This window comes from Bifidobacterium moukalabense DSM 27321 (genome assembly GCF_000522505.1).
Classification (GTDB): domain Bacteria; phylum Actinomycetota; class Actinomycetes; order Actinomycetales; family Bifidobacteriaceae; genus Bifidobacterium; species Bifidobacterium moukalabense.
In genome coordinates this window covers 267703-286452 of the sequence record NZ_AZMV01000002.1, presented here as the reverse complement: position 1 = coordinate 286452, position 18750 = coordinate 267703, and the positions used below count along the sequence as shown (strand labels likewise).

Genomic DNA, 18750 nt, shown 5'->3' with positions numbered 1-18750 from the left:
GCGGGCACACGTGCCGGACGCAACGAAAGTTAAGGAGCATTTGCACCATGGCTGCGATCGACGCAACCAACACCACCGGCATGACGGCCGGCAACAACCCGAATTCGATGATCTATCGCCCGATCGGCTGGAATGACCTGGATGCCGTGGTCGAGCTGTTCGACCGAACATGGCCGCAGGACGGCGAGCTCGCCGGCACCGAATCATCCCTGCTGATCTCACGGTATTTCGTACTGCACTATCTGCAGCCGACCACGTTCGCGAACGCCGCCTTCACCACCGACGGCACGCTGGCCGGCGTCACCTTCATCCGCGTCGCCGGCGAACGGCCGCAGCTTGACGAGATCGACGTCGCCGATGAGATGGCCGGCATCGAGCGCGGCCTCGTCGCCGGCAGCGAGGTCGCGAAGCGTCTTGGAATGCTGAAAGACGCGTTTTCGCTGGAACTGACCTTGGAGAAGGAAAGTCGCGCCAATGAGACCACACTGGGCGAACTGGAACTGTTCGTCGTCAATCCCGACGTGCGTGGCCAGGGCGTGGGCGATGGCCTGTGGCGCCGCATGCAGGAGCATTTCGCCGCGTGGAACGTGGACGCGTTCTACCTGCACACCGATTCCGACTGCGATGTGAGCTTCTATGATCATAAAGGCCTGGAACGCATTGCGGAACGTGACGCCGGAACCCCAACCACCGAAGGCGGGGCGCCGTTGTTCGACGACATGTTCATCTACCGTGGGGAGGTGGCGGGCCTGTGAGCGAAACCATGGGAACCACGAAACCCACGAAATCGCCGTACTCGGTGCTGTTCTCCATTCCCGGAACGAAGGCGTTTTGCGCTTCCGGCGCGTTGGCCCGACTGCCGATGTCGATGATGGGTCTGGGCATCATCCTGGCACTCAATCATCTGTACGACAATTGGACCATAGCCGGCGTGATGAGTGCGGCCTACGTATTCGCCACCGCGGCCGTAACGCCGTTCTATGCGCGCCTGTTCGACCGCTTCGGCCAGCGCAGGGTCGGCAAGATCGTGCTCGCCGTGCAGATCGTGGCCATGCTGTCCTTCGCATTCGCCGCCTTGTTGCGCATGCCGATCCCGCTGCTGTTCGTGCTGGCCGTAGTGATGGGCCTGACGCAATTCGCCTTCGGTGCGCTCGTACGTACCCGCTGGGCGTATGTGCTGGAACGCACCGACAACAGCGAGATGCTCAACACCGCATATGCGCTGGAATCCGCCATCGATGAGATCGTGTTCATCTTTGGGCCGATTCTCGCCGCATTCCTGGCGGCCTCCGTGAATCCGGTCTCGCAGCTGTTCGTGCCGACCGCCGCCAGCGCGATCGGCGGCACGATATTCTTTGCGCTGCGTGACACGCAGCCGCCGGTCATCCGTGCGGTGAATGTGATCGCCGCCGACTCCGACGATGCCGACGTACGTTCCGCCAATGCGGCCGGCGGCGATGCGACTGCCGCCAAGGTCGTCTCCGACAGGCTGAGCATGAGGCAGCTCAAGACCTCCGGCAGGCGCAGGAAGCGCAATGTGCTCACCTATGCGGGCGTGATCCCGCTGCTGGCGGCGTTCGTGGTGTTCAACATGAGCTTCACCGCGTTCGATACGTCCATGACCGCCGTGATGAAGGCCCTGCACCTTGATTCGTTGCTCGGCGTGCAGCTCGCCATGTTGGCGCTCGGCTCCTGCATCGGTGCGCTGGTCTTCGGCTCGCGTGAGCTTAAGGGCTCACGTTGGCGCCATATGATCGTGTTCCTCGGCCTGATGACGGTCGGATTCGTGGTGATTCACGCCTGCCTCGGCAACTTGGTGCTGATGGGCTTCGTTGAGGTCCTGACCGGTCTGACGATTTCACCGGTGTTCGCTTCCGGCAATCTGGTGATGAAGGAGACCGTGCCGGAGGAGTCGCTGACCGAAGGATTGTCCTGGGTGAGCACCGCCGGTACCGTGGGCGCGTCGTTCGGCTCGATGATCACCGGTATCGTGCTCGACCATGCCACGCCGAACACCAGTCTGATGATGCCGTGGATTTTTGTGCTGTGCTCGATTCCGTTCGCCCTGCTCGGCTGGCTCATCGTCCGCAAGCGCGGATGACTGCAGGTTCCTGAGACAGACTGTCCTTTTCACGGGGGGGCGGACCGGTTCCGGTCCGCCCCTCTCTGTTCTTGGATTCCAGGGTTCTTGGATTCCGCGATGATCCCTCCGCTCATCCACCCGTCCGAACCGGATATCGTGGTCCGAGTCGAAGCGTTTCTTTAGATTCATACGTAGAATCCATACTTGGAATCCGCAACAGCTTTGCAGCAGTAAGGAGCAAACATGATCAAGGTTTCCGTGGTCGGGGCCAAAGGCCGCATGGGCTCTCACGTGGTCGACGCCGTGAACGGCGCCGCCGACACCGAACTCGCCCTCACGCTCGACGCCGGCGACGATCTGGGCCGGATCACCCCGGAGAACACCGATGTGGTGGTTGAGTTCACCGTACCGAGCGTGTCCCTGAACAATGTGCTCGCGCTTATCGGCCAAGGCGTCGACGTGGTGGTCGGCACCACCGGCTGGACCGACGAAAAGCTCGATCAGGTGCGTGCCGCGCTCGCCGAAGCCCCGCGCAAGAACCAGAGCGTGTTCATCGCCCCGAATTTCGCCATTTCCGCAGTGCTGGCCGACCATTTCGCCAAGGTGGCCGCGCCGTACTTCGAATCCGCGGAAGTCCTCGAACTGCATCATCCGAACAAGGTGGATGCTCCTTCGGGCACCGCCATCCACACGGCCCATGCCATCGCCGACGCACGTAAGGCGGCCGGTCTTGGCGAGGTTCCGGACAACACCGAAACCGATGGTGGCTCCCGCGGCCAGGTCATCGACGGCATCCACGTGCATGCCGTGAGACTGCGCGGCCTCAACGCCCATGAGGAGGTGCTTTTCGGCAATGCCGGCGAACAGCTGACCATCCGTGCCGACAGCTTCGACCGTATTTCCTTCATGCCGGGCGTGCTGCTCGCCGTCCGCAAGATCGCCACCGGCGACCACTCCGGTCTCACCGTAGGCCTGGACCACTTCCTCGATCTGTAGTCCCACGGAGATATGTGGCTTCACGGGAATCTGTAGCCCCATGGAAACTTGCAGTTCCACGTACCCGTGTCGCCACTTGTTCGGTCCGCAAACCACTTGACGAGGGCTTGGGGAGGGGCTTTACGACTTGACCAGCCTGGCAATGGCGGCGCTGACCTCGGCGAGCTTCTCGTCGGAAACGGTGCCGCCTTCCTGCGTCGCCTGCCTGACGCAATGGTTGAGATGGTCGTCGAGCAGCAGCAGCGCCACTGATTTCAGCGCGCTGTTGGCGGCGGAGATCTGGGTGAGGATGTCAATGCAGTACTCGCCGTCCTCCGTCATCTGTCTGATGCCGCGCACTTGGCCTTCGATGCGATTAAGTCGGGCGATGATTTTCTTCTGGTCGTCCGCATAGCCATGTTGCGTAACGTTCATTGCCGTGCTCCTCTTGACGCTGAAATCTTGACCTCAAAGCTAAATCCCAAGTCTACACTCTTGCAGATATACCCTGTAGGGGTATATGGTGGTGGTATTCGTTGAATCGAAAAGTCGAAAACAGGGAATCGGTGAGAAACTATGCAAGCTGTAATCGCCATCATTGTGGCATTGCTCGTGAGCGCAGTCGTGCTGTGGTTCTTCTTCGCGCCGCGCAAAGCGTATCGCGCGGCGATCGACGGCGATGTGCAGGAGGCGGTAATCGAAGTCAAAGGCGGGTACGATCCCGCCATCATCGAGGCCGAGGCCGGAATGCCGCTGAGACTGGTGTTCGACCGCAAGGAGGATGGCGAGTGCTCGTCACACGTCGTGTTCTCCGACTTCGGAGTGGATCTGGCGCTGCCGGCCTTCCGCACCACCACGCTGACGTTGCAGCCCGATACGCCGGGGGAGTATCCCTTCGCGTGCGGCATGAACATGCTGCACGGCACGCTGAAGGTGCTGCCCGGCAACCATCATCGCGCGCATGCCGGCTCCGGTCAGGCGGATCGGCCCGTGCGCCCTGATTCCGCAAGGTCCGTCCCTCCGGCGGCTACGCGGAACGAACCGTCGCCATCCGACGTCGCGAGGGAATCCGAAGAACATGATTCCGCGCAGTCGCATGAGATCAGAACGCTGATCGCCCGTCTCGTCGTGGCGGCCGTCTGCACGATTCCGGTGTTCTGCTCCACCATGCTCATGCTGTACCACATGCCGGCATGGCTGCAGCTGATTTTCATGCTGCCAATCGTGGGCTATGCGGCCCTGCCGATCTTCCGTAGCGGTTTCGCGGCGATCGCACATCGTTCGCCGGAAATGAACGCACTCGTCAGTCTCGGCACGGCATTCGCATTCCTGTATTCCTGCGTGGTCACGTTCGCGCCGCAGATTCTGCCTGAAAACGCACGTGAGCCGTATTTCGAAGCGGTCGGTGTGGTGGTCACCCTGATGCTCGTAGGCCAACTGCTCGAGGCAAGGGCACGTGTCGGCACCGGCGAGGCGATGCGCGCCTTGGCCGGACTGCAGCCGAAAACCGCCCGCGTGGTGCGTGACGGCAAGGAGGAGCAGGTCGGCATCGACAGCGTACAGGTCGGCGACATCATCGCCATTCGCCCCGGTGAGAAGCTGCCTGTGGACGGCATCGTCACCGCCGGCACCTCGAGCATCGACGAATCCATGATCACTGGCGAATCCATGCCGGTCACCAAGAAGATCGGCGACAATGTGACCGGAGCCACCATCAATGGTTCCGGCGCGTTGCGTTATCGCGCCACGAAGATCGGTAAGGATACGGTGCTCTCGCAGATCATGGCGCTCGTCAGGTCCGCGCAGAGCTCAAAGGCCCCGGTACAGCGCATGGCCGACAGGATCGCGGGCGTCTTCGTGCCGATCGTCGTGCTGATCGCCATCTGGTCGTGCGCCCTGTGGTTCGCGTTCGGCCCGGAGCCGCGTATCACGCATGCGCTGGTCGCCGCCGTTTCCGTGTTGCTCGTCGCATGCCCGTGCGCATTGGGACTGGCGACCCCGCTTTCCGTAACGGTCTCCACCGGTCGGGCCGCACAGATGGGTGTGCTCATCCGCTCCGCCGAAGCGTTGGAGACGACAGGCAAGATCAATGCCGTGGTGCTTGACAAGACCGGCACCATCACTGCCGGCAAGCCGTCGCTCACCGACGTGCTGCCGCTTGGCAGATGGCGTGACAATCCGGAAGGACTGCTGTCGTTGACCGCCGCGGCCGAGCATGATTCCGAGCATCCGCTCGCCGAGGCCATCGTCACGGGTGCGCGGAACCGCGGCATTCCGATCGGTGAAGTCACGGCATTCCATGCGATTGCCGGTCAGGGCGTCACCGCCGACATCACGCTGGGTTCACGCTGGCTTGCAGTTTCGGCGAAACATGACGATTCCACGGACCTACCAGACGCGGATATGCGCGAGACGCATGCCGTGGCGGTGGGCAACACCGATCTGATCGACCGACTTGAGATCGGTCTGCCGAGTATCGGCAACGAGAATCTTGACGACATCATCGCCGACATGCAACGTCTGTCGAGTCAAGGCAAAACGCCGGTGTTGACGGCCATCGACGGTGAGCTGGCGGGAATCGTGGCCGTCGCCGACACCGTCAAGCCGGATTCCGCCGAGGCGATCGCACGGCTGAAGTCGCATGGCATCGAAGTCGTCATGCTGACCGGCGACAACGAAACCACCGCACAGGCCGTGGCGGGCCAGGTCGGTGTCACCCGCGTGATCGCCGGTGTGCACCCGGAGAACAAGGCCGACGAAGTGGCCCGTCTGCAAGGGCAGGGCTATACGGTCGCGATGGTGGGGGATGGCATCAACGACGCCCCGGCGCTGGCCCGCGCCAACGTGGGCTTCGCCATCGGCACCGGCACCGATGTGGCCATTCAATCCGCCGACGTGACGTTGATGAACGGCTCGCTTATGGGTCTTGTGCATGCCATCGACCTGACGCACGCCACCATGCGCAACATCGCGCAGAATCTCGGGTTCGCCCTTGGTTATAACAGCGTTGGCATCGCCATGGCCGCGGGGGTACTGTATCCGTTTACAGGCCGAATGCTCAGCCCGATGATCGCGGGCGCGGCCATGGCGTTCTCCTCGCTGTGCGTGGTGTCGAACGCCAGCTGCCTGCGCTTGTTCGATCCGGGCAAACCCAAGACCTATCAGGTTCGCAAGCCGAATCTGAGTGACAACAATCACCATCAGAAAGGAAACATCATGGGACTGTTCAGTGATCATAAGGCCAAGACCGAAGGCTCCTGCGGCGGCCACTCCTGCCACTGCGGCCACGGCACCGCTGGTTCCGGCGATACCGCGACCACCGTGAAGGATCCGGTGTGCGGCATGACCATCGACCCGGCCACTGCCGCCGCAACCCGCGAGCATGAGGGCACCACCTACTACTTCTGCAATCCGAGCTGCGCCGACAAGTTCGACCAGGACACCGCCCGCTACGCCATCTGAGGCGCCGGTGAGGCCGAGGGCAGTCCATCCTGCGTTTTGAGGTTGTCTGTCTGGGGCGCTGCAACACAACGTCCCAGACAGACAACCTCAAAAAATCAGCGGGTGAAATCCGCGAGCAGGCCGACCACTTCCTTGGCCGGTGGATTGGCGAATTCCCGTCGCTTCGATGTGCGCATGCCGATTCGCACCAAACCCTCGACCAGCGCGGTCGCGGCGGCCACTCCATCGATGACCGGTACGTGCAACTCATTTTCCAATCGTTTGCACATGCCGGCCATTCCCGCGCATCCAAGCACGATTGAATCGGCGGCGCAACAATCCAACGTCGCACGGCATTCCGCCAACAGCGCCTCATAAGCGGCGTCCGGATGCTCGTCAAGCCCCAGAACGGGTACTTCGCAGGCGCGATAGGCCACGCATTGGCTTGTGAAACCGTATTCTTCGACCAAATCGTGCGCGCGCCCCAACGTTCGTCCCAATGTGGTGACGATGGCGAACGACCGGCCGACAAGCGTCGCCGCATGAAAGGCGGCCTGCGCAATGCCCACCACAGGGCCTTGGGCGAGCTCCTGCGCCGCATGCAATCCGGGGTCGCCGAAGCAAGCCAGCACATATCCGTCGCATCCGTCAAGCTCGCCCTTGCGCACCTCATCCATCACCCCCACCGCGGCCAGCGCCTCGTCGCTGTGCGACTCTATGGAAACCGGTCCCATGTTCGGGCTTACCGCCTCTATCTCAACGTCGGCGCTGGCCGCGGCGTGCGCGGCCTGCTCGATGGTGCGAGTCATGGACCATGTGGTATTTGGATTGATTACCTTGATTTTCATGGGACTTCCCGATTCATGGAATTGTGGCGGCCGGTATTGGTTTTCGGATATTCGAGTAGGAGGATGCCTGCGGTCCCCCTTGTGTAGGAATCACTGGCATCCTCCTGTTTGGGCTGCTTTTCGCTGTTTCTGGCTACTCTTTCGCGGCGCCGTCGCTCACGTTCGGATCGCTTTCGGAATCCGCCAGTCGTACGATCTGCGGACGCTTTCGTTCCAGCAGGGCGAAGATGGCCAGACCGAGTCCGGCGCCGATGAACCAGCTGAAGTTCGAGAGCGCGGTCAGATCAATGATGCCCATTTCGTTCAGCGGGCTGGGAAGCACGGCGCAGCAGATCGATGGGATGCCGGCGAGTAGAACGGTCAGCACCGCATTCGGGTTGAATCCATTGCGGTACCAATACCGTCCTTTCGGATCCATGGTGAACAGGTCGTCCACGGCGATGCGTTGCTTGGCCACGATGAAATAGCCCGCCACGAGAATGCCGAAGAGCGGTCCGATCAACGCTCCCAGCAGATCGAGCGTGTAGTGGATGGCTTGGTCGTTTGAATACCAGTTCCAGGGGGTGATGATTACCGAACCGACCGCCGCAATCATGCCGCCGGTGCGCCAGCTGATCTTCTGAGGGTTGACGTGCGAGAAATCGAATGCCGGGGAAACGAAGTTCGCCACGATGTTGATGCCCACGGTCGCGGTGACGAAGGTGAGACCGCCCAGCAGAATCGCAAACGGGGTGTCGATGCGTTCCACGGTCTTGATCGGATCGGTGATCAGTTCTCCGAATACGGGCACGGTCGCGGAAGCGCATACCACGGTAAGCAACGAGAACACCACGAAATTCACCGGCAGTCCCCAGAAATTGCCTTTTTTCACACTCTTATACGATCCGCAATAGCGGGAGAAATCACCGAAATTCAGCATTGGGCCGGAGAAATACGATACGACGAGCGCGATTGCGGTGATCATCACCGGAATCGATTCCATGAATCCGAGTGGTGCGGAGTTGGAGAGGTTCAGGTCGATGGCTCCCAGTCCGCCTGCACGTACCACCAGATAGATGGCGAGGATGAACATCACTGCGTAGACCAGCGGTCCGGCCCAATCGGTGAACTTGCGGATGGTGTCCATGCCGGTCCAGAACACGCATGCCTGTGCCACCCACAGAATGCCGTATGAAATCCAGCCGAGTGCCGAAAGCCCGAGGAACGAGTAGTCGTTGGCAAGCGTCTGGGAGGCGGGGATGAACTTCAGGAAGATGATGTTGAGCGATTCCGAAGCGAGGAAGGTCTGCACGCCGTACCATGCCACGGCAATGATGCCTCGGATGATCGCCGGAATATTCGCGCCCCTGACGCCGAATACGAACCGCATGGTGACCGGAAACGGCACACCCGCGCGCTGACTGGGCTTGGCGATAAGGTTGACGAGCGCCTGCACGATGACGATGCCGACGATGAGTGCGATGAACACCTGCCAGCTGGCGATGCCCAGCGCGAACAGACTTCCCGCGGTCACGTAGCCGCCGACGGAATGCACGTCGGACATCCAGAACGCGAAGATGTTGTACCACGACCAGGTCTGCTTCTTGAGAGGCGCAAGGTCTTTGTTGGCCAGGCGCGGGTCATATCCTTCCTTGATGAGGGTTTCCGGATCGCTTTGCGTATGTCCGTTCGGTTTCTGCGCCGCGGGAGCGGGCTGGGTGAAACCCTGATCGATGATCGTTGCTGTCATCGTGGTCTCCTTGATGTCTGTCTTGATGTTTGCGCTGTTTTCGAAGTTGAAATTGCGGATAAGACAATTAATGGAAATTTTTTATTTCTTGTTGCGAGAGATTTAGATTTCCTGTCGATTGCGGGAGAGGGGTTTTGGAAACCGTTTCGTTACATCGCTACGATTTTTTAATCGATTTTCCGCAAAATGACGCGATTTTGTTAATGTTGATGTAATATCTTCCGTTTTCATAGGGCAGATACCTTATTGAAAATATTCTTTCAAAAAAAAGAGGGCGCCTCTTTGGAATGAACGGCCTCCCATTTCTCGCTTCCAAGAAAGGGGAGGCCGTTTTGCGAAAGAGGCGTCCTCTGTGTATCCGGGGACTGGGCCAAGGAGACCCGCCGCATCACATGGAATTTCGGTAGAGCTCCTTGGCGATGCGAATAAGCAGCTTGTCGGACCCGGCCGGTCCGAGCAGACATGCTCCGCACGGCAGCCCGTCGGCGGTCTCCAGCGGAATGTTGACGGCGGGCAGTCCGGCGACCCCCGCTATCGATGTGAGCCGCAACGTATGCGCACGTGCGTTCTCGATGCCTTCCGTGTCTCCGGTATGAGCCACGGCCGGGGCCGTCGACGATGCGGATGGAATGAGCAGAACATTGCTTCCGAGAAGATTGCGCACCATGGAGCGTGCCTGCCGCAGATGCTCAAGTCCCTGCTCGTACCGCGACTGCGGAATGTGCGAATCGCATTCGAACCGGGCCGCGATCTCCGGCGCAAGATCGGCATAATGGCCGCCGACCCAGTCGCCATTGTTCCGCCATGCCTCATATCCGCGGACTGCCTGGAAAATCGAAAGGAGGTTATCCAGCATCTGCGAATCGAACTGCACTTCATCGCAATCCCCCAACATGCCGATCCGTCCGGAGCGTACGGCCGAACGTGAAACGGCACGGAACCGGGAGAATGCTTCGCGTACATCGGCGGTCACGCACTCGTCGAGCTTCGGGCTGACAAGTAGCTTTGCCACGCTTTTCACGGTGTCTTTGTCCGGCATCAGCGCCTTGCCCGCGAATTCGAGCGTCTGCGCGTCCCTGGTCATCCACCCGACGGTGTCGAACGACTGTGAAAGCGGATGCACCGCCTCGCAGCTGATGCGTCCGTGTGTGGTGCGAACCCCCCATAATCCTTGATATGAGGCTGGAATGCGAATCGAGCCCGCGGTGTCGGTGCCCAGTCCTATATCCACCTGCCCGCAGGCCACGGCCGACGCTGGGCCGGAGGATGATCCTCCGCTGACGTGTCCTGGGGCCTTCGGGTTCGGGGGAGTGCCGTAATGCACATTCGTGCCGGCAAGCGAGTAGGCGAATTCATCGGTCTGCGCAATGCCCGTGATTTGCGCGCCCGCGTTGAGCAACAGCCGAACGGCTGGCGCGGATTCCGCGCAAACGGGGGAAGTCCGCAGAAACGCTGGGTTTCCGGCGCCGATACGTTGCCCTTGAACGGCGTACAGGTCCTTCACCGCCACAGTCATGCCTGAAAGCGGCCCCGGCTTCGTGGCTTCGACCAGCGGAGATCCGACGACTCTCCATATGCTGCGGTCTATCGCCGGGGTGGGGTAGGTCAGGTGCGCCATGACGATCTTCCATGTGCCCGATTCCCCGATGCGCTGCCAAACCTGCGTTTGGATGACGCTTCCGCCCGTCGCCTTGTCGAATTGCGAAACGACGCATGCGGTCGATTCGTCCATCTGGCGTGCGATGCGTCGCCGTAGCGTGCGGGTCGGCGCATTCCTGCGCCTCGACCGAAACGTCGAGATCGCGGTATGGCCGGCAAGCACTCCCTTGTCGTCGGAGCGTACGGAAGGGATGCCGTCCGGATCGTTCGCGAACAGATCCGACAGTACTGCGGTGTTGTTGCCCATCAAGGCCTGTTCGTATCGGCGTATTGCGGCGAGCAGATCCGGAGCCAATGACTCTGCGGCATTGTCGGCTGTCGGGTGTTGCCCACCGGTGCCGTGTGCATTGAAATCGCTGAAACTATCCTTCATGTTCAATCGCCTTCCCTCCGCTGCTACGGGCGCGCGATAAGATTGTTCTTCCTGGCTTCGGTGCCCTTGCCGGATATGAATGTGCGTGTGATCACGCCGTTGAGCACCATGCCGTCGAACGCGCTGATCGGGTTGCGGCTTTTCAGCGCGGCCGCGTCGACCGTAAACCGTTCTCCAGGGCGGATGATCACCAGATCGGCGCGTTTGCCTGGCGCGATTTCTCCGCGGTCGTGGAATCCTGCGAATTTCGCGGTGTTGCATGACATCCAACGGATTGCGTCCGCTATGCCGAGTCCACGTTTCATGGCTTCGGTGAGTACTGCCCGGAATCCGACCTGCAGGCTGGAGACACCTCCCCAGGCCGTGGCAAGTGTGCCTGACTTCATGCTGGCATCCGCGGGGGAGTGATCGGTGGCTATGAAATCCAGCGTACCGTCCACCAGGCCTCGCCATAGCGCATCCTGCTCGCGTAGGTCGCGGATCGGCGGGCAGCATTTGAATGCGGTGGCGTTGTCCGGAATATGGTCGCAGTCCAACGTAAGGTAATGTGGGCAGGTCTCGGCGGTGATCGGCAGACCCTTGGCCTTCGCATCGCGCAGCGCATCCACGGTCAGACCGCTGGAAACGTGCAGAATGTGGGTGCGGCAGCCGGTACGTTCCACTAATCGTGCGACATTGCGCACCGCGTTCGCCTCGCACTCGGCGGGGCGGGACTGCGCGAAGCTGCGGTAGGTGGCCCCTACCTTGCCGGCATGCTCCGCCAATTCGTGCGGATCTTCCGCATGGCAGATGAGTTGGCCGCCGAACGAGGCTATTTCGCACATCGCCTGTTCGAGCTTGCTGTACGGCAATGATCCATATTCGTCGACGCCGCTGGGGGAGAGGAAGCATTTGAAGCCGAACACCCCTGCGTCCCATAGTGCTTTGAGGCGCCCGAGGTTCGTTTCGTCTACGCCTCCCCAGAATCCGAGCTGCACGTGGGCCTTATTCAGCGCACATAGGCGTTTGGTTTCCAATGCCTCCACGGTGAGTGTCGGAGGATTGGAGTTGAGCGGCATGTCAAGCACCGTGGTCACGCCTCCCGCCGCAGCCGCGGATGTGGCGCATGCGAAGCCCTCCCATTCGGTGCGGCCCGGCTCGTTGATGTGCACATGCGTGTCGACTATGCCTGGGATCAGCACTTCGCCGCCGTCCAGCCGAATGTCCTCGTCCGCGTCGACAACCATATCCGGGTCAGCGTTCACCATGATGATACGGCCGTCCCGTACCGCGACGGTACCTTGCGTCTCGACGCCATGGGAGAGGATTCCGCCGTGGATGGCAAGATCCGCCCTGTTCACGCCGGGCATATCGATTTCGCTCATGTCACGCCTCCCTTGCGTCGTCACTGGTCTTCTCGTAAGCGAGATTGTGCGCCGCCACGTTGAGCACCGCCTGTTCGAACGCCTGCGTGCCGTATGCCACGTCGGCCGCGGTCACGGACTCGTATGGGCTGTGGCTGACACCTCCCTTGCAGCGCACGTACAGCATCGCTATCGGTAGCAGTTTCGCAATGGCCATGCCGTCATGGCCCGGGTAGCTCACCAAACCGAACGCTTCCTTGTTTTCGGCCCGCTCGATTCCCTTTTCGATGCAGGAGCGCAGAAAGGGGTCGCATTGCACCGAATTCGCGGTGTGGATCATCGTATGAGAGATTTTCACCTTTCGTGAGGTGGAGATCTCATCAGCGCGCGCCCAGATCCGATCGAACACGTCGTCGCGTAGCCGATCGTTGCCGGCGCGCACATCAAGACTGAACGTCGTCTTTCCCGCGATTACATTCACTCCGCCGGGCTGCGCGGAGATTTCGCCTACGTTCGCGCGTGTTCCAGCCTGCTGGCTGATGGCGTCGATGGCGCTGATGAGTTCCGCGGCGGCGGTCAGCGCGTCGTGGCGCAGATCGTAGGGTGTCGCGATATGGCAGGACATGCCTTCTATGGTGACCATGTATCGGCTTGCCGCGGCGATGGAGGTGACCGAGGAGAGCGCACGGTCTCGCTGTTCGAGGATCGGTCCTTGTTCGATGTGGAATTCAAGGTAGCCGATGTAATGCTCTCGTTTGCGAGCGGCCTCATTGACCCGGTCCGGATCGAGACCGAAATCGCGGAACGCCTGGCGCATGCTCACGCCCTTGCTGTCGGTGCGTTCCAGCCATTCGTCGTTCCAACCGCCGCCGAACGCGTATGAGCCGAGCAATGTGGCTCCGAATCGTGCGCCTTCCTCATCGCCGAATCCAAGCACCTCGATGGCGAATGGCAATTCCTTGTTCTTGCCGGTCCTTGCCAGATGGGTTGCTACGGAAACCGCGGTGACCACGCCGAGAATGCCATCGTATTTGCCTGCATCCGGCACGGAGTCGAGGTGCGAACCGAGCACCAAGGCGGGCAGTCCCGGTTCGCGTCCCTCAAGGCGCCCCACCAAATTGCCGGCCTGGTCGATATGTGTGGCAAGCCCGCCCTCTTCCAGCCAACGTGCCGTTAATTCGTATGCTTGGGCCATCTGAGGTGACAGGTAATCACGTTCGATGCCGTTTTCCATGCAGGTCAGTTCGGCCAACTGATCGCAGCGGTCAAGAATCTCTTCGGCCGCGGCCACGGCCCATTCATCCGCGCTCATTGTTGTTTCTCCTCGTCTTTATCTTGGATTCTTCGATGGTTTTGGGATCGTGCCTTCGGGAGTTCTCAGTTCTCTTGATTGTCCTTGCGTTCCGCCGACTCGTATATCGCCAGCGCCGCATCGATGCCCCTGCCGGTATCCACGGCTACGCCATTGCGCTCCAGCACATTGCCGAGGGCCGCCGCGCATGTGAGTACGGCGTCTTTGCGGGCGTTGCAGCCCATGACGCCGATGCGCCAGATGGTGCCCTTGAGAGGGCCGAACGAGGAGGCGATCTCCACGGAGAAATCGTTGAGCAATTGGGCGCGCACGGCTGCGTCATCTACTCCTTCGGGAATCACCACGCCTATCACGTCATTCATGCGATGGCTCTGATTGCCATACAGCTTCAGTCCCATACCCTCAATGGCGGCACTCATGGCGGCACCATTGATGCGGTGCCGTTCGATGACATTGTCGATTCCCTCGCTCACGATGATGCGCGCGGCCTCGTGCGCTGCGTACAGCATGTGCGTGGCCTCGGTGTGATGGTTGAGGTGTCGTGGTCCCCAGTAATCGAAGACCTGTGGCAGATCGAAGTAGTTGCTGCGAATGCGCTTCACCGCGATTTCCTGTGCGGAATCGGCCACCCCGGCCTCGATGCTTTTACGCTCCTCCATGACGGCCGCCGCCCTGTCGGAAACGGTGATCGGCGCCATGCCGGAGGGTCCTCCGAAGCACTTCTGCAGGCCGGTCGTCGCGATGTCAATGCCCCATTCGTCCACACGCAGGTCGTTGCCCACCATCGAGGCGGTCGCGTCGGTGTACAGCAGCGCTCCATGCTTGTGGCAGATGTCTCCGAGGCCCTCAAGTGGTTGGCACATGGTGGTGGAGGTATCTCCCTGCACGGTGGCCACCAGCTTCGGTTTCACCTCGACGATGGCCTGTTCGATCTGCTCGATCGGGAACACCTCACCCCAAGGCCGTTCGATCACATGCACGTCAGCGTCGCAGCGCTCCGCGATTTCCTTGAGCAGCATGCCGAAGCGCCCCGCGCAGCAGACCAGCACCGGTTCTCCCGGCGCGATCACCGATACGAACGCCGCTTCGATGGCGGAGCGCGAGGTGCCGTCCACGACCATGGTCCGTTCGTTGCCCGTCTTGAAAATCGTACGCAACATCTTCTGTACTTCGCCCATCGCCTTGAACATGTACGGGTCGAATTGGCCGACCGTCGGCTTGCTCATTGCCGTCAGCACGCGAGGGTCCACGTTGGTGGGGCCGGGGGCCATAAGCAGGCGATGCGGCGGGTTGAGAGGCTCGATGTCGGATGTTGGTTGATCGGCGTATGCTTTTTCTGCCATGATTGGTCATCTCCTGTTGGCGGACGTGGTGAATGGCGGCGTCGTGTTTGTTGCTTTTCTCACCGTCGTGTTGATGGCAGATTTCAGCATTCGGAAGTGTCTGAAATTTTTCATTCACGTTAACGATTGTTTACGGAAGCGTCGGCAACACTTGGAATTACAGCTGTTCTGGCCGAAAGACGATATGCTGTTGACGGGAAAAATAAATTAAAGGAAGATAGACGGTATGACAGCTGAAATTTTTGTTTCACAAAATGCCGGCGGTGACGAAAACACCGGGGGCATCGGGAGCGCGCTGATCTCCGGCATCGGGGAGAACGGGGGCGGCGCAGGGCGAGGTCTCGTGTCGCGCATCCGCGAATCCTATGAAACGTTGACCGCGACGGAACGGGAGGCCGCACAATACATTCTTGGGCATCTCACCGATGTTCTGGTGTGCAATTCCGTGGAGCTTTCGCAGCTAAGCGGCGTCTCCCAGCCCACGCTCAGCCGTCTGTACCGCAAGCTTGGCTACGCGAATGCAGGGGAATTCAGGCGTGACGTACGCCGCATGCACCAGCCCGGCGCTCCGGAAATCGCGAGAACCGAACAGTGCGACGACCTTCTTGACGACCATCTTCGCAGGGATGAGGAAAGCCTGCGCCATACGTTCGAGGGAATCGACCGTGGTCGGCTGGAATGCGTGTGCCAAGCCATGGCAAAGGCTTCCCGCATCGCGGTGATTGGGTTCCGCAACAGCTATCCGGTGGCGCTGCACCTGCGTGAACAGCTGCTGCAGCTGCGTGGGAACGTCGACATTCTGCCGCATCCGGGGCAAAGCGTCGCGGAGGAAATAGCCGATCTCACCTCGCAGGACGTTGTGGTGGTTGTCGGCGTGCGTAGGCGTCCGGTCTTCTTCCCACGTTTGGTTGATGTTCTGCTGGAACGCGGCGTTAACGTGGTGGTGATCGGCGATGTTTCGGTAAAATCCGCGCTGGTCGGACGTAACGTGACCCTCTTCGAAGTGGACCTGAATTCCCACCTGCTGTCGAGCTTCACCGCTGCGTTCGCATTCGTGGCGTTACTTGCCGACGAGGTGGGGGAGCGCCTGGCCGAAGCGGGCGAAGTATCAGGGCGCATCGAAAGGATCAACGGATATTTCAGCGACATCGGCGAGCTCGAAGGCTGCTGAGCGGTCAATGCCGAATCGGAAACATATTGTTGCAAAAGGGAGAGAGAACTTATGAACGCAAGGAACGACGTTAGGCCGAATATGGTTCGCGGTGGAGTCCCGTGGCGATGCGACATGCCTTCCACCGGCCTGTGGGCGGCGCTGGTGTTCCTAGTGGCGTTGAACCTGCGACCGTCCATCACCGCGGTCGGACCGCTTCTCGAACAGATCGGCACCGACCTTTCCTGGGGCGAAAGCGTGCAAGGCGTTCTCACGTCGATACCGCTGATCGCCTTCGCCGCGGTGAGCCCGCTGGTAACGTTCATCGAACGCAGGATCGGCATCGACTGGTCGGTGCTGCTGGCGCTTCTGTGCATCGCTTTCGGCGATTTCGTACGCTCCTACTGCGGCAACGTCGGCATTTGGCTGGGTACGGTGATTTTCGCCTCCTCGATCGCCGTCGGCAACGTGCTCGTACCGGTGATCGCCAAACGCGATTATGCCAGCCATGTTGCGATGGCCACCGGAGTCTACTCCGGCTGCATCACCGCCGGCTCGGCCACCGCCGGATTGGTTGCCGTGCCTCTTGCACAGATGTTGGGCGATTGGCGGGAATCGCTGTTCTTCTGGTCGATTCCGTCTCTGATGGTTGCGGCATTGTGGCTCTTGCGCATTGTGCATAATCGTAATGTCATGCGATCCACGCAGGCCGTCCGGAAGCCGGAACGAATCGGTGATGTCTCCGAACCCGCGGACCCGCGCACCTCATCCAATGGCATGTTCCTGCGCGTGCTGAGCCGCCCCATGACATGGTACGTAACCCTGTTCATGGGATTGCAGTCATCCGCCTTCTACACCATGTCGAACTGGATGCCCCGGGTCTCCACGTCCGCAGGATTCGACACATCCGTGGCCGGCGTGCACCTGTTCATATTCCAAGGCATCGGCATATTCGCAGGCCTGCTCATTCCCAAACTGATGAACGTACACGGCAGCCAGGTCTGCGCCGCGCTTGCGTCCAGCATTCCCATGCTCATCGCGGGCCTCGGCATGCTGCTGTTCCCGAAGGCCATGATCGTATGGTCGATCATCGGCGGCTGCGCGCAGGGATCGGCGCTGGTCGTGGCGCTCGCGTTGATCGCCATGCGTGGCCGAAACGGCGCCGAAACCGTTGTGCTTTCCGGCATTGCGCAATCGCTCGGCTATCTGATCGCGGCAATGGGCCCGCTGACGTTCGGCGTGATCGTACAGCTTACGGGCGGATGCCAGGCGTCGCTTGCCCTGTTCACTTTCATAGCGTTCCTGCAATGCGTTGTCGCCGTTCTCGCCGGTAGGCCTTCCGAAGATAGCGCTTCGCGTTCGATCAGGTCATAAAACGCGCATAAGGTCTGAAACGCAAGTTGCAAAGGTCTCAATCCGGACAAGCTATCAGGGATGTCGGCATGCGTGGTACCAAGAGGGAGTGTCATGGGCGCCAACGTTGCCATCGTTGACGATGAACCCGAATGCGTCTTCCCGGAATGTGACGCTTGTTGCGTATCGGCGCCCCTCGAGTCCGTGGCGCGAAGTACCGTGGAACATATGACTGACGGTACGATGCATCTTCTTGATCCCGCTCCTTTCGGACGAATTCTCCCGGCCATGGTCACTCCCATGAAGGCCGATGGCTCCGTTGATTTCGAAGCCGCGCGCAAGCTTGCGAAGCAGCTCGTGGCCGACGGCGCCGACGGTCTCGTGGTCAACGGCACCACCGGCGAATCGCCGACCACCCACATGGAGGAGAAGGTCGAGCTGGTCCAGGCCGTCAAGGAGGTCGTGGACGTGCCGGTCATCTCCGGTGCGGGTTCCAACGACACCGCACACACCGTGCGTATGGTGGAGCAGACGCAGGAGGCGGGCGCCGACGCGGTGCTCGTGGTCGCCCCGTACTACTCCCGTCCCTCCCAGGAGGGTGTGTACCGCCATTACAAGGCGGTCAACGATTCGGCCGACAAGCCGATCATCGTCTACGATGTGCCGGGCCGTACCGGTCTGCACATCCAGCTGGAAACCTATCGTCGCCTTGCCGAACTCGATCATGTCAAGGCGGTGAAGGACGCCACCGGCGACATCGCAGGAGCCGTCCGTAAGCGCATGGAAACCGGTCTGACCTGGTATTCCGGCGATGACGGCCTGTTCCTGCCGTTCCTTTCCGTCGGTGCGGTCGGCATCATCTCCGTGATCGCGCACGCGGCCGCCGGCCCGATGCGTGATCTTGCCAACGCCTTCGACCGTGGCGACATCCACGAGGCACAGCGTCTTGCCGTGCAGCTCGCTCCGCTTGTCGAATCCATGAACGGCAATGGCTTCCAGGCCGTCATGGCCAAGGCCTCATTGAAGGTGCGCGGTGTTCTTGACGACACCACCATGCGTCTGCCGAACGTCGGGCCGGGCGAGGCCGAAATCGAACGTGCCGAGGCAGGCATGCGCGCCTCCGGCCTGCTGTAGAACGAAG

The 18750-nt window shown here is 60.8% G+C and carries 14 protein-coding genes; 7 read left to right on the top strand and 7 right to left on the bottom strand.

Annotation, left to right across the window (positions count from 1 at the left end; translation table 11 throughout):
* Positions 1–47: 47 nt before the first annotated feature.
* The 3 genes from BMOU_RS03245 to dapB all read left to right on the top strand — a co-directional run bounded on the left by BMOU_RS03245 (position 48) and on the right by dapB (position 3079).
* Positions 48–755 carry a GNAT family N-acetyltransferase gene (locus BMOU_RS03245; RefSeq protein WP_034874822.1) on the top strand — a complete coding sequence of 236 codons (708 nt, stop codon included), beginning with the start codon at positions 48–50 and terminating at the stop codon, positions 753–755.
* 8 nt (positions 756–763) lie between these two features.
* Positions 764–2101 carry an MFS transporter gene (locus tag BMOU_RS03240; protein WP_171002105.1) on the top strand — a complete coding sequence of 446 codons (1338 nt, stop codon included), beginning with the start codon at positions 764–766 and terminating at the stop codon, positions 2099–2101.
* Between the two features lie 225 nt (positions 2102–2326).
* On the top strand, positions 2327–3079 hold the full coding sequence (dapB, locus tag BMOU_RS03235; protein ID WP_034874817.1) for a 4-hydroxy-tetrahydrodipicolinate reductase: 753 nt from the start codon (positions 2327–2329) through the stop codon (positions 3077–3079).
* 120 nt (positions 3080–3199) lie between these two features.
* On the opposite strand, the gene BMOU_RS03230 is transcribed toward dapB, so the two are convergent.
* The gene (locus BMOU_RS03230; protein ID WP_034874816.1) at positions 3200–3493 is read right to left on the bottom strand and encodes a metal-sensitive transcriptional regulator; all 294 of its coding nucleotides are present in this window, start codon (positions 3491–3493) and stop codon (positions 3200–3202) included.
* Positions 3494–3634: 141 nt separating this feature from the next.
* Here BMOU_RS03230 and BMOU_RS03225 point away from each other — a divergent pair, with 141 nt between their 5' ends.
* Positions 3635–6520 (top strand): heavy metal translocating P-type ATPase, encoded by a 2886-nt coding sequence (locus BMOU_RS03225; RefSeq protein ID WP_034874814.1) that lies wholly within the window; start codon positions 3635–3637, stop codon positions 6518–6520.
* Positions 6521–6615: 95 nt separating this feature from the next.
* Here the strand turns inward: BMOU_RS03225 and BMOU_RS03220 are convergent, their stop codons facing one another.
* The 6 genes from BMOU_RS03220 to BMOU_RS03195 all read right to left on the bottom strand — a co-directional run bounded on the left by BMOU_RS03220 (position 6616) and on the right by BMOU_RS03195 (position 15106).
* A complete protein-coding gene (locus BMOU_RS03220) occupies positions 6616–7347 on the bottom strand; it encodes an aspartate/glutamate racemase family protein (RefSeq protein ID WP_034874812.1) in 732 nt (243 codons plus the stop codon).
* 133 nt (positions 7348–7480) lie between these two features.
* Complete coding sequence (locus BMOU_RS03215) at positions 7481–9076, bottom strand: NCS1 family nucleobase:cation symporter-1 (protein WP_081738467.1); 1596 nt, start codon at positions 9074–9076, stop codon at positions 7481–7483.
* A 388-nt stretch (positions 9077–9464) separates the two neighbouring features.
* Complete coding sequence (locus tag BMOU_RS03210; protein WP_051428872.1) at positions 9465–11108, bottom strand: AtzH-like domain-containing protein; 1644 nt, start codon at positions 11106–11108, stop codon at positions 9465–9467.
* Between the two features lie 23 nt (positions 11109–11131).
* A complete protein-coding gene (gene allB, locus BMOU_RS03205) occupies positions 11132–12472 on the bottom strand; it encodes an allantoinase AllB (RefSeq protein ID WP_081738466.1) in 1341 nt (446 codons plus the stop codon).
* A gap of 1 nt (position 12473) precedes the next feature.
* Positions 12474–13763 carry a Zn-dependent hydrolase gene (locus tag BMOU_RS03200; RefSeq protein WP_034874810.1) on the bottom strand — a complete coding sequence of 430 codons (1290 nt, stop codon included), beginning with the start codon at positions 13761–13763 and terminating at the stop codon, positions 12474–12476.
* A gap of 65 nt (positions 13764–13828) precedes the next feature.
* Positions 13829–15106 (bottom strand): pyridoxal-phosphate-dependent aminotransferase family protein, encoded by a 1278-nt coding sequence (locus BMOU_RS03195; RefSeq protein WP_034874808.1) that lies wholly within the window; start codon positions 15104–15106, stop codon positions 13829–13831.
* 226 nt (positions 15107–15332) lie between these two features.
* On the opposite strand from BMOU_RS03195, the gene BMOU_RS03185 reads away from it, so the two are divergent.
* From BMOU_RS03185 to dapA, 3 genes are all read left to right on the top strand, one after another.
* Complete coding sequence (locus BMOU_RS03185) at positions 15333–16277, top strand: MurR/RpiR family transcriptional regulator (RefSeq protein WP_081738465.1); 945 nt, start codon at positions 15333–15335, stop codon at positions 16275–16277.
* A gap of 114 nt (positions 16278–16391) precedes the next feature.
* Positions 16392–17630, top strand: a complete 1239-nt coding sequence (locus BMOU_RS03180; protein ID WP_235143677.1) for an MFS transporter — start codon at positions 16392–16394, stop codon at positions 17628–17630.
* A 207-nt stretch (positions 17631–17837) separates the two neighbouring features.
* Positions 17838–18743, top strand: a complete 906-nt coding sequence (gene dapA, locus BMOU_RS03175; protein WP_034875008.1) for a 4-hydroxy-tetrahydrodipicolinate synthase — start codon at positions 17838–17840, stop codon at positions 18741–18743.
* Positions 18744–18750: the final 7 nt, after the last annotated feature.

Excerpts from the sequence above, each read along its gene's own strand:
- BMOU_RS03245 (WP_034874822.1), top strand. The coding sequence starts at position 48 with ATGGCTGCGATCGACGCAACCAACACCACCGGCATGACGGCCGGCAAC.
- BMOU_RS03240 (WP_171002105.1), top strand. The coding sequence starts at position 764 with ATGGGAACCACGAAACCCACGAAATCGCCGTACTCGGTGCTGTTCTCC.
- dapB (WP_034874817.1), top strand. The coding sequence starts at position 2,327 with ATGATCAAGGTTTCCGTGGTCGGGGCCAAAGGCCGCATGGGCTCTCAC.
- BMOU_RS03230 (WP_034874816.1), bottom strand. The coding sequence starts at position 3,493 with ATGAACGTTACGCAACATGGCTATGCGGACGACCAGAAGAAAATCATC.
- BMOU_RS03225 (WP_034874814.1), top strand. The coding sequence starts at position 3,635 with ATGCAAGCTGTAATCGCCATCATTGTGGCATTGCTCGTGAGCGCAGTC.
- BMOU_RS03220 (WP_034874812.1), bottom strand. The coding sequence starts at position 7,347 with ATGAAAATCAAGGTAATCAATCCAAATACCACATGGTCCATGACTCGC.
- BMOU_RS03215 (WP_081738467.1), bottom strand. The coding sequence starts at position 9,076 with ATGACAGCAACGATCATCGATCAGGGTTTCACCCAGCCCGCTCCCGCG.
- BMOU_RS03210 (WP_051428872.1), bottom strand. The coding sequence starts at position 11,108 with ATGAAGGATAGTTTCAGCGATTTCAATGCACACGGCACCGGTGGGCAA.
- allB (WP_081738466.1), bottom strand. The coding sequence starts at position 12,472 with ATGAGCGAAATCGATATGCCCGGCGTGAACAGGGCGGATCTTGCCATC.
- BMOU_RS03200 (WP_034874810.1), bottom strand. The coding sequence starts at position 13,763 with ATGAGCGCGGATGAATGGGCCGTGGCCGCGGCCGAAGAGATTCTTGAC.
- BMOU_RS03195 (WP_034874808.1), bottom strand. The coding sequence starts at position 15,106 with ATGGCAGAAAAAGCATACGCCGATCAACCAACATCCGACATCGAGCCT.
- BMOU_RS03185 (WP_081738465.1), top strand. The coding sequence starts at position 15,333 with ATGACAGCTGAAATTTTTGTTTCACAAAATGCCGGCGGTGACGAAAAC.
- BMOU_RS03180 (WP_235143677.1), top strand. The coding sequence starts at position 16,392 with ATGCCTTCCACCGGCCTGTGGGCGGCGCTGGTGTTCCTAGTGGCGTTG.
- dapA (WP_034875008.1), top strand. The coding sequence starts at position 17,838 with ATGACTGACGGTACGATGCATCTTCTTGATCCCGCTCCTTTCGGACGA.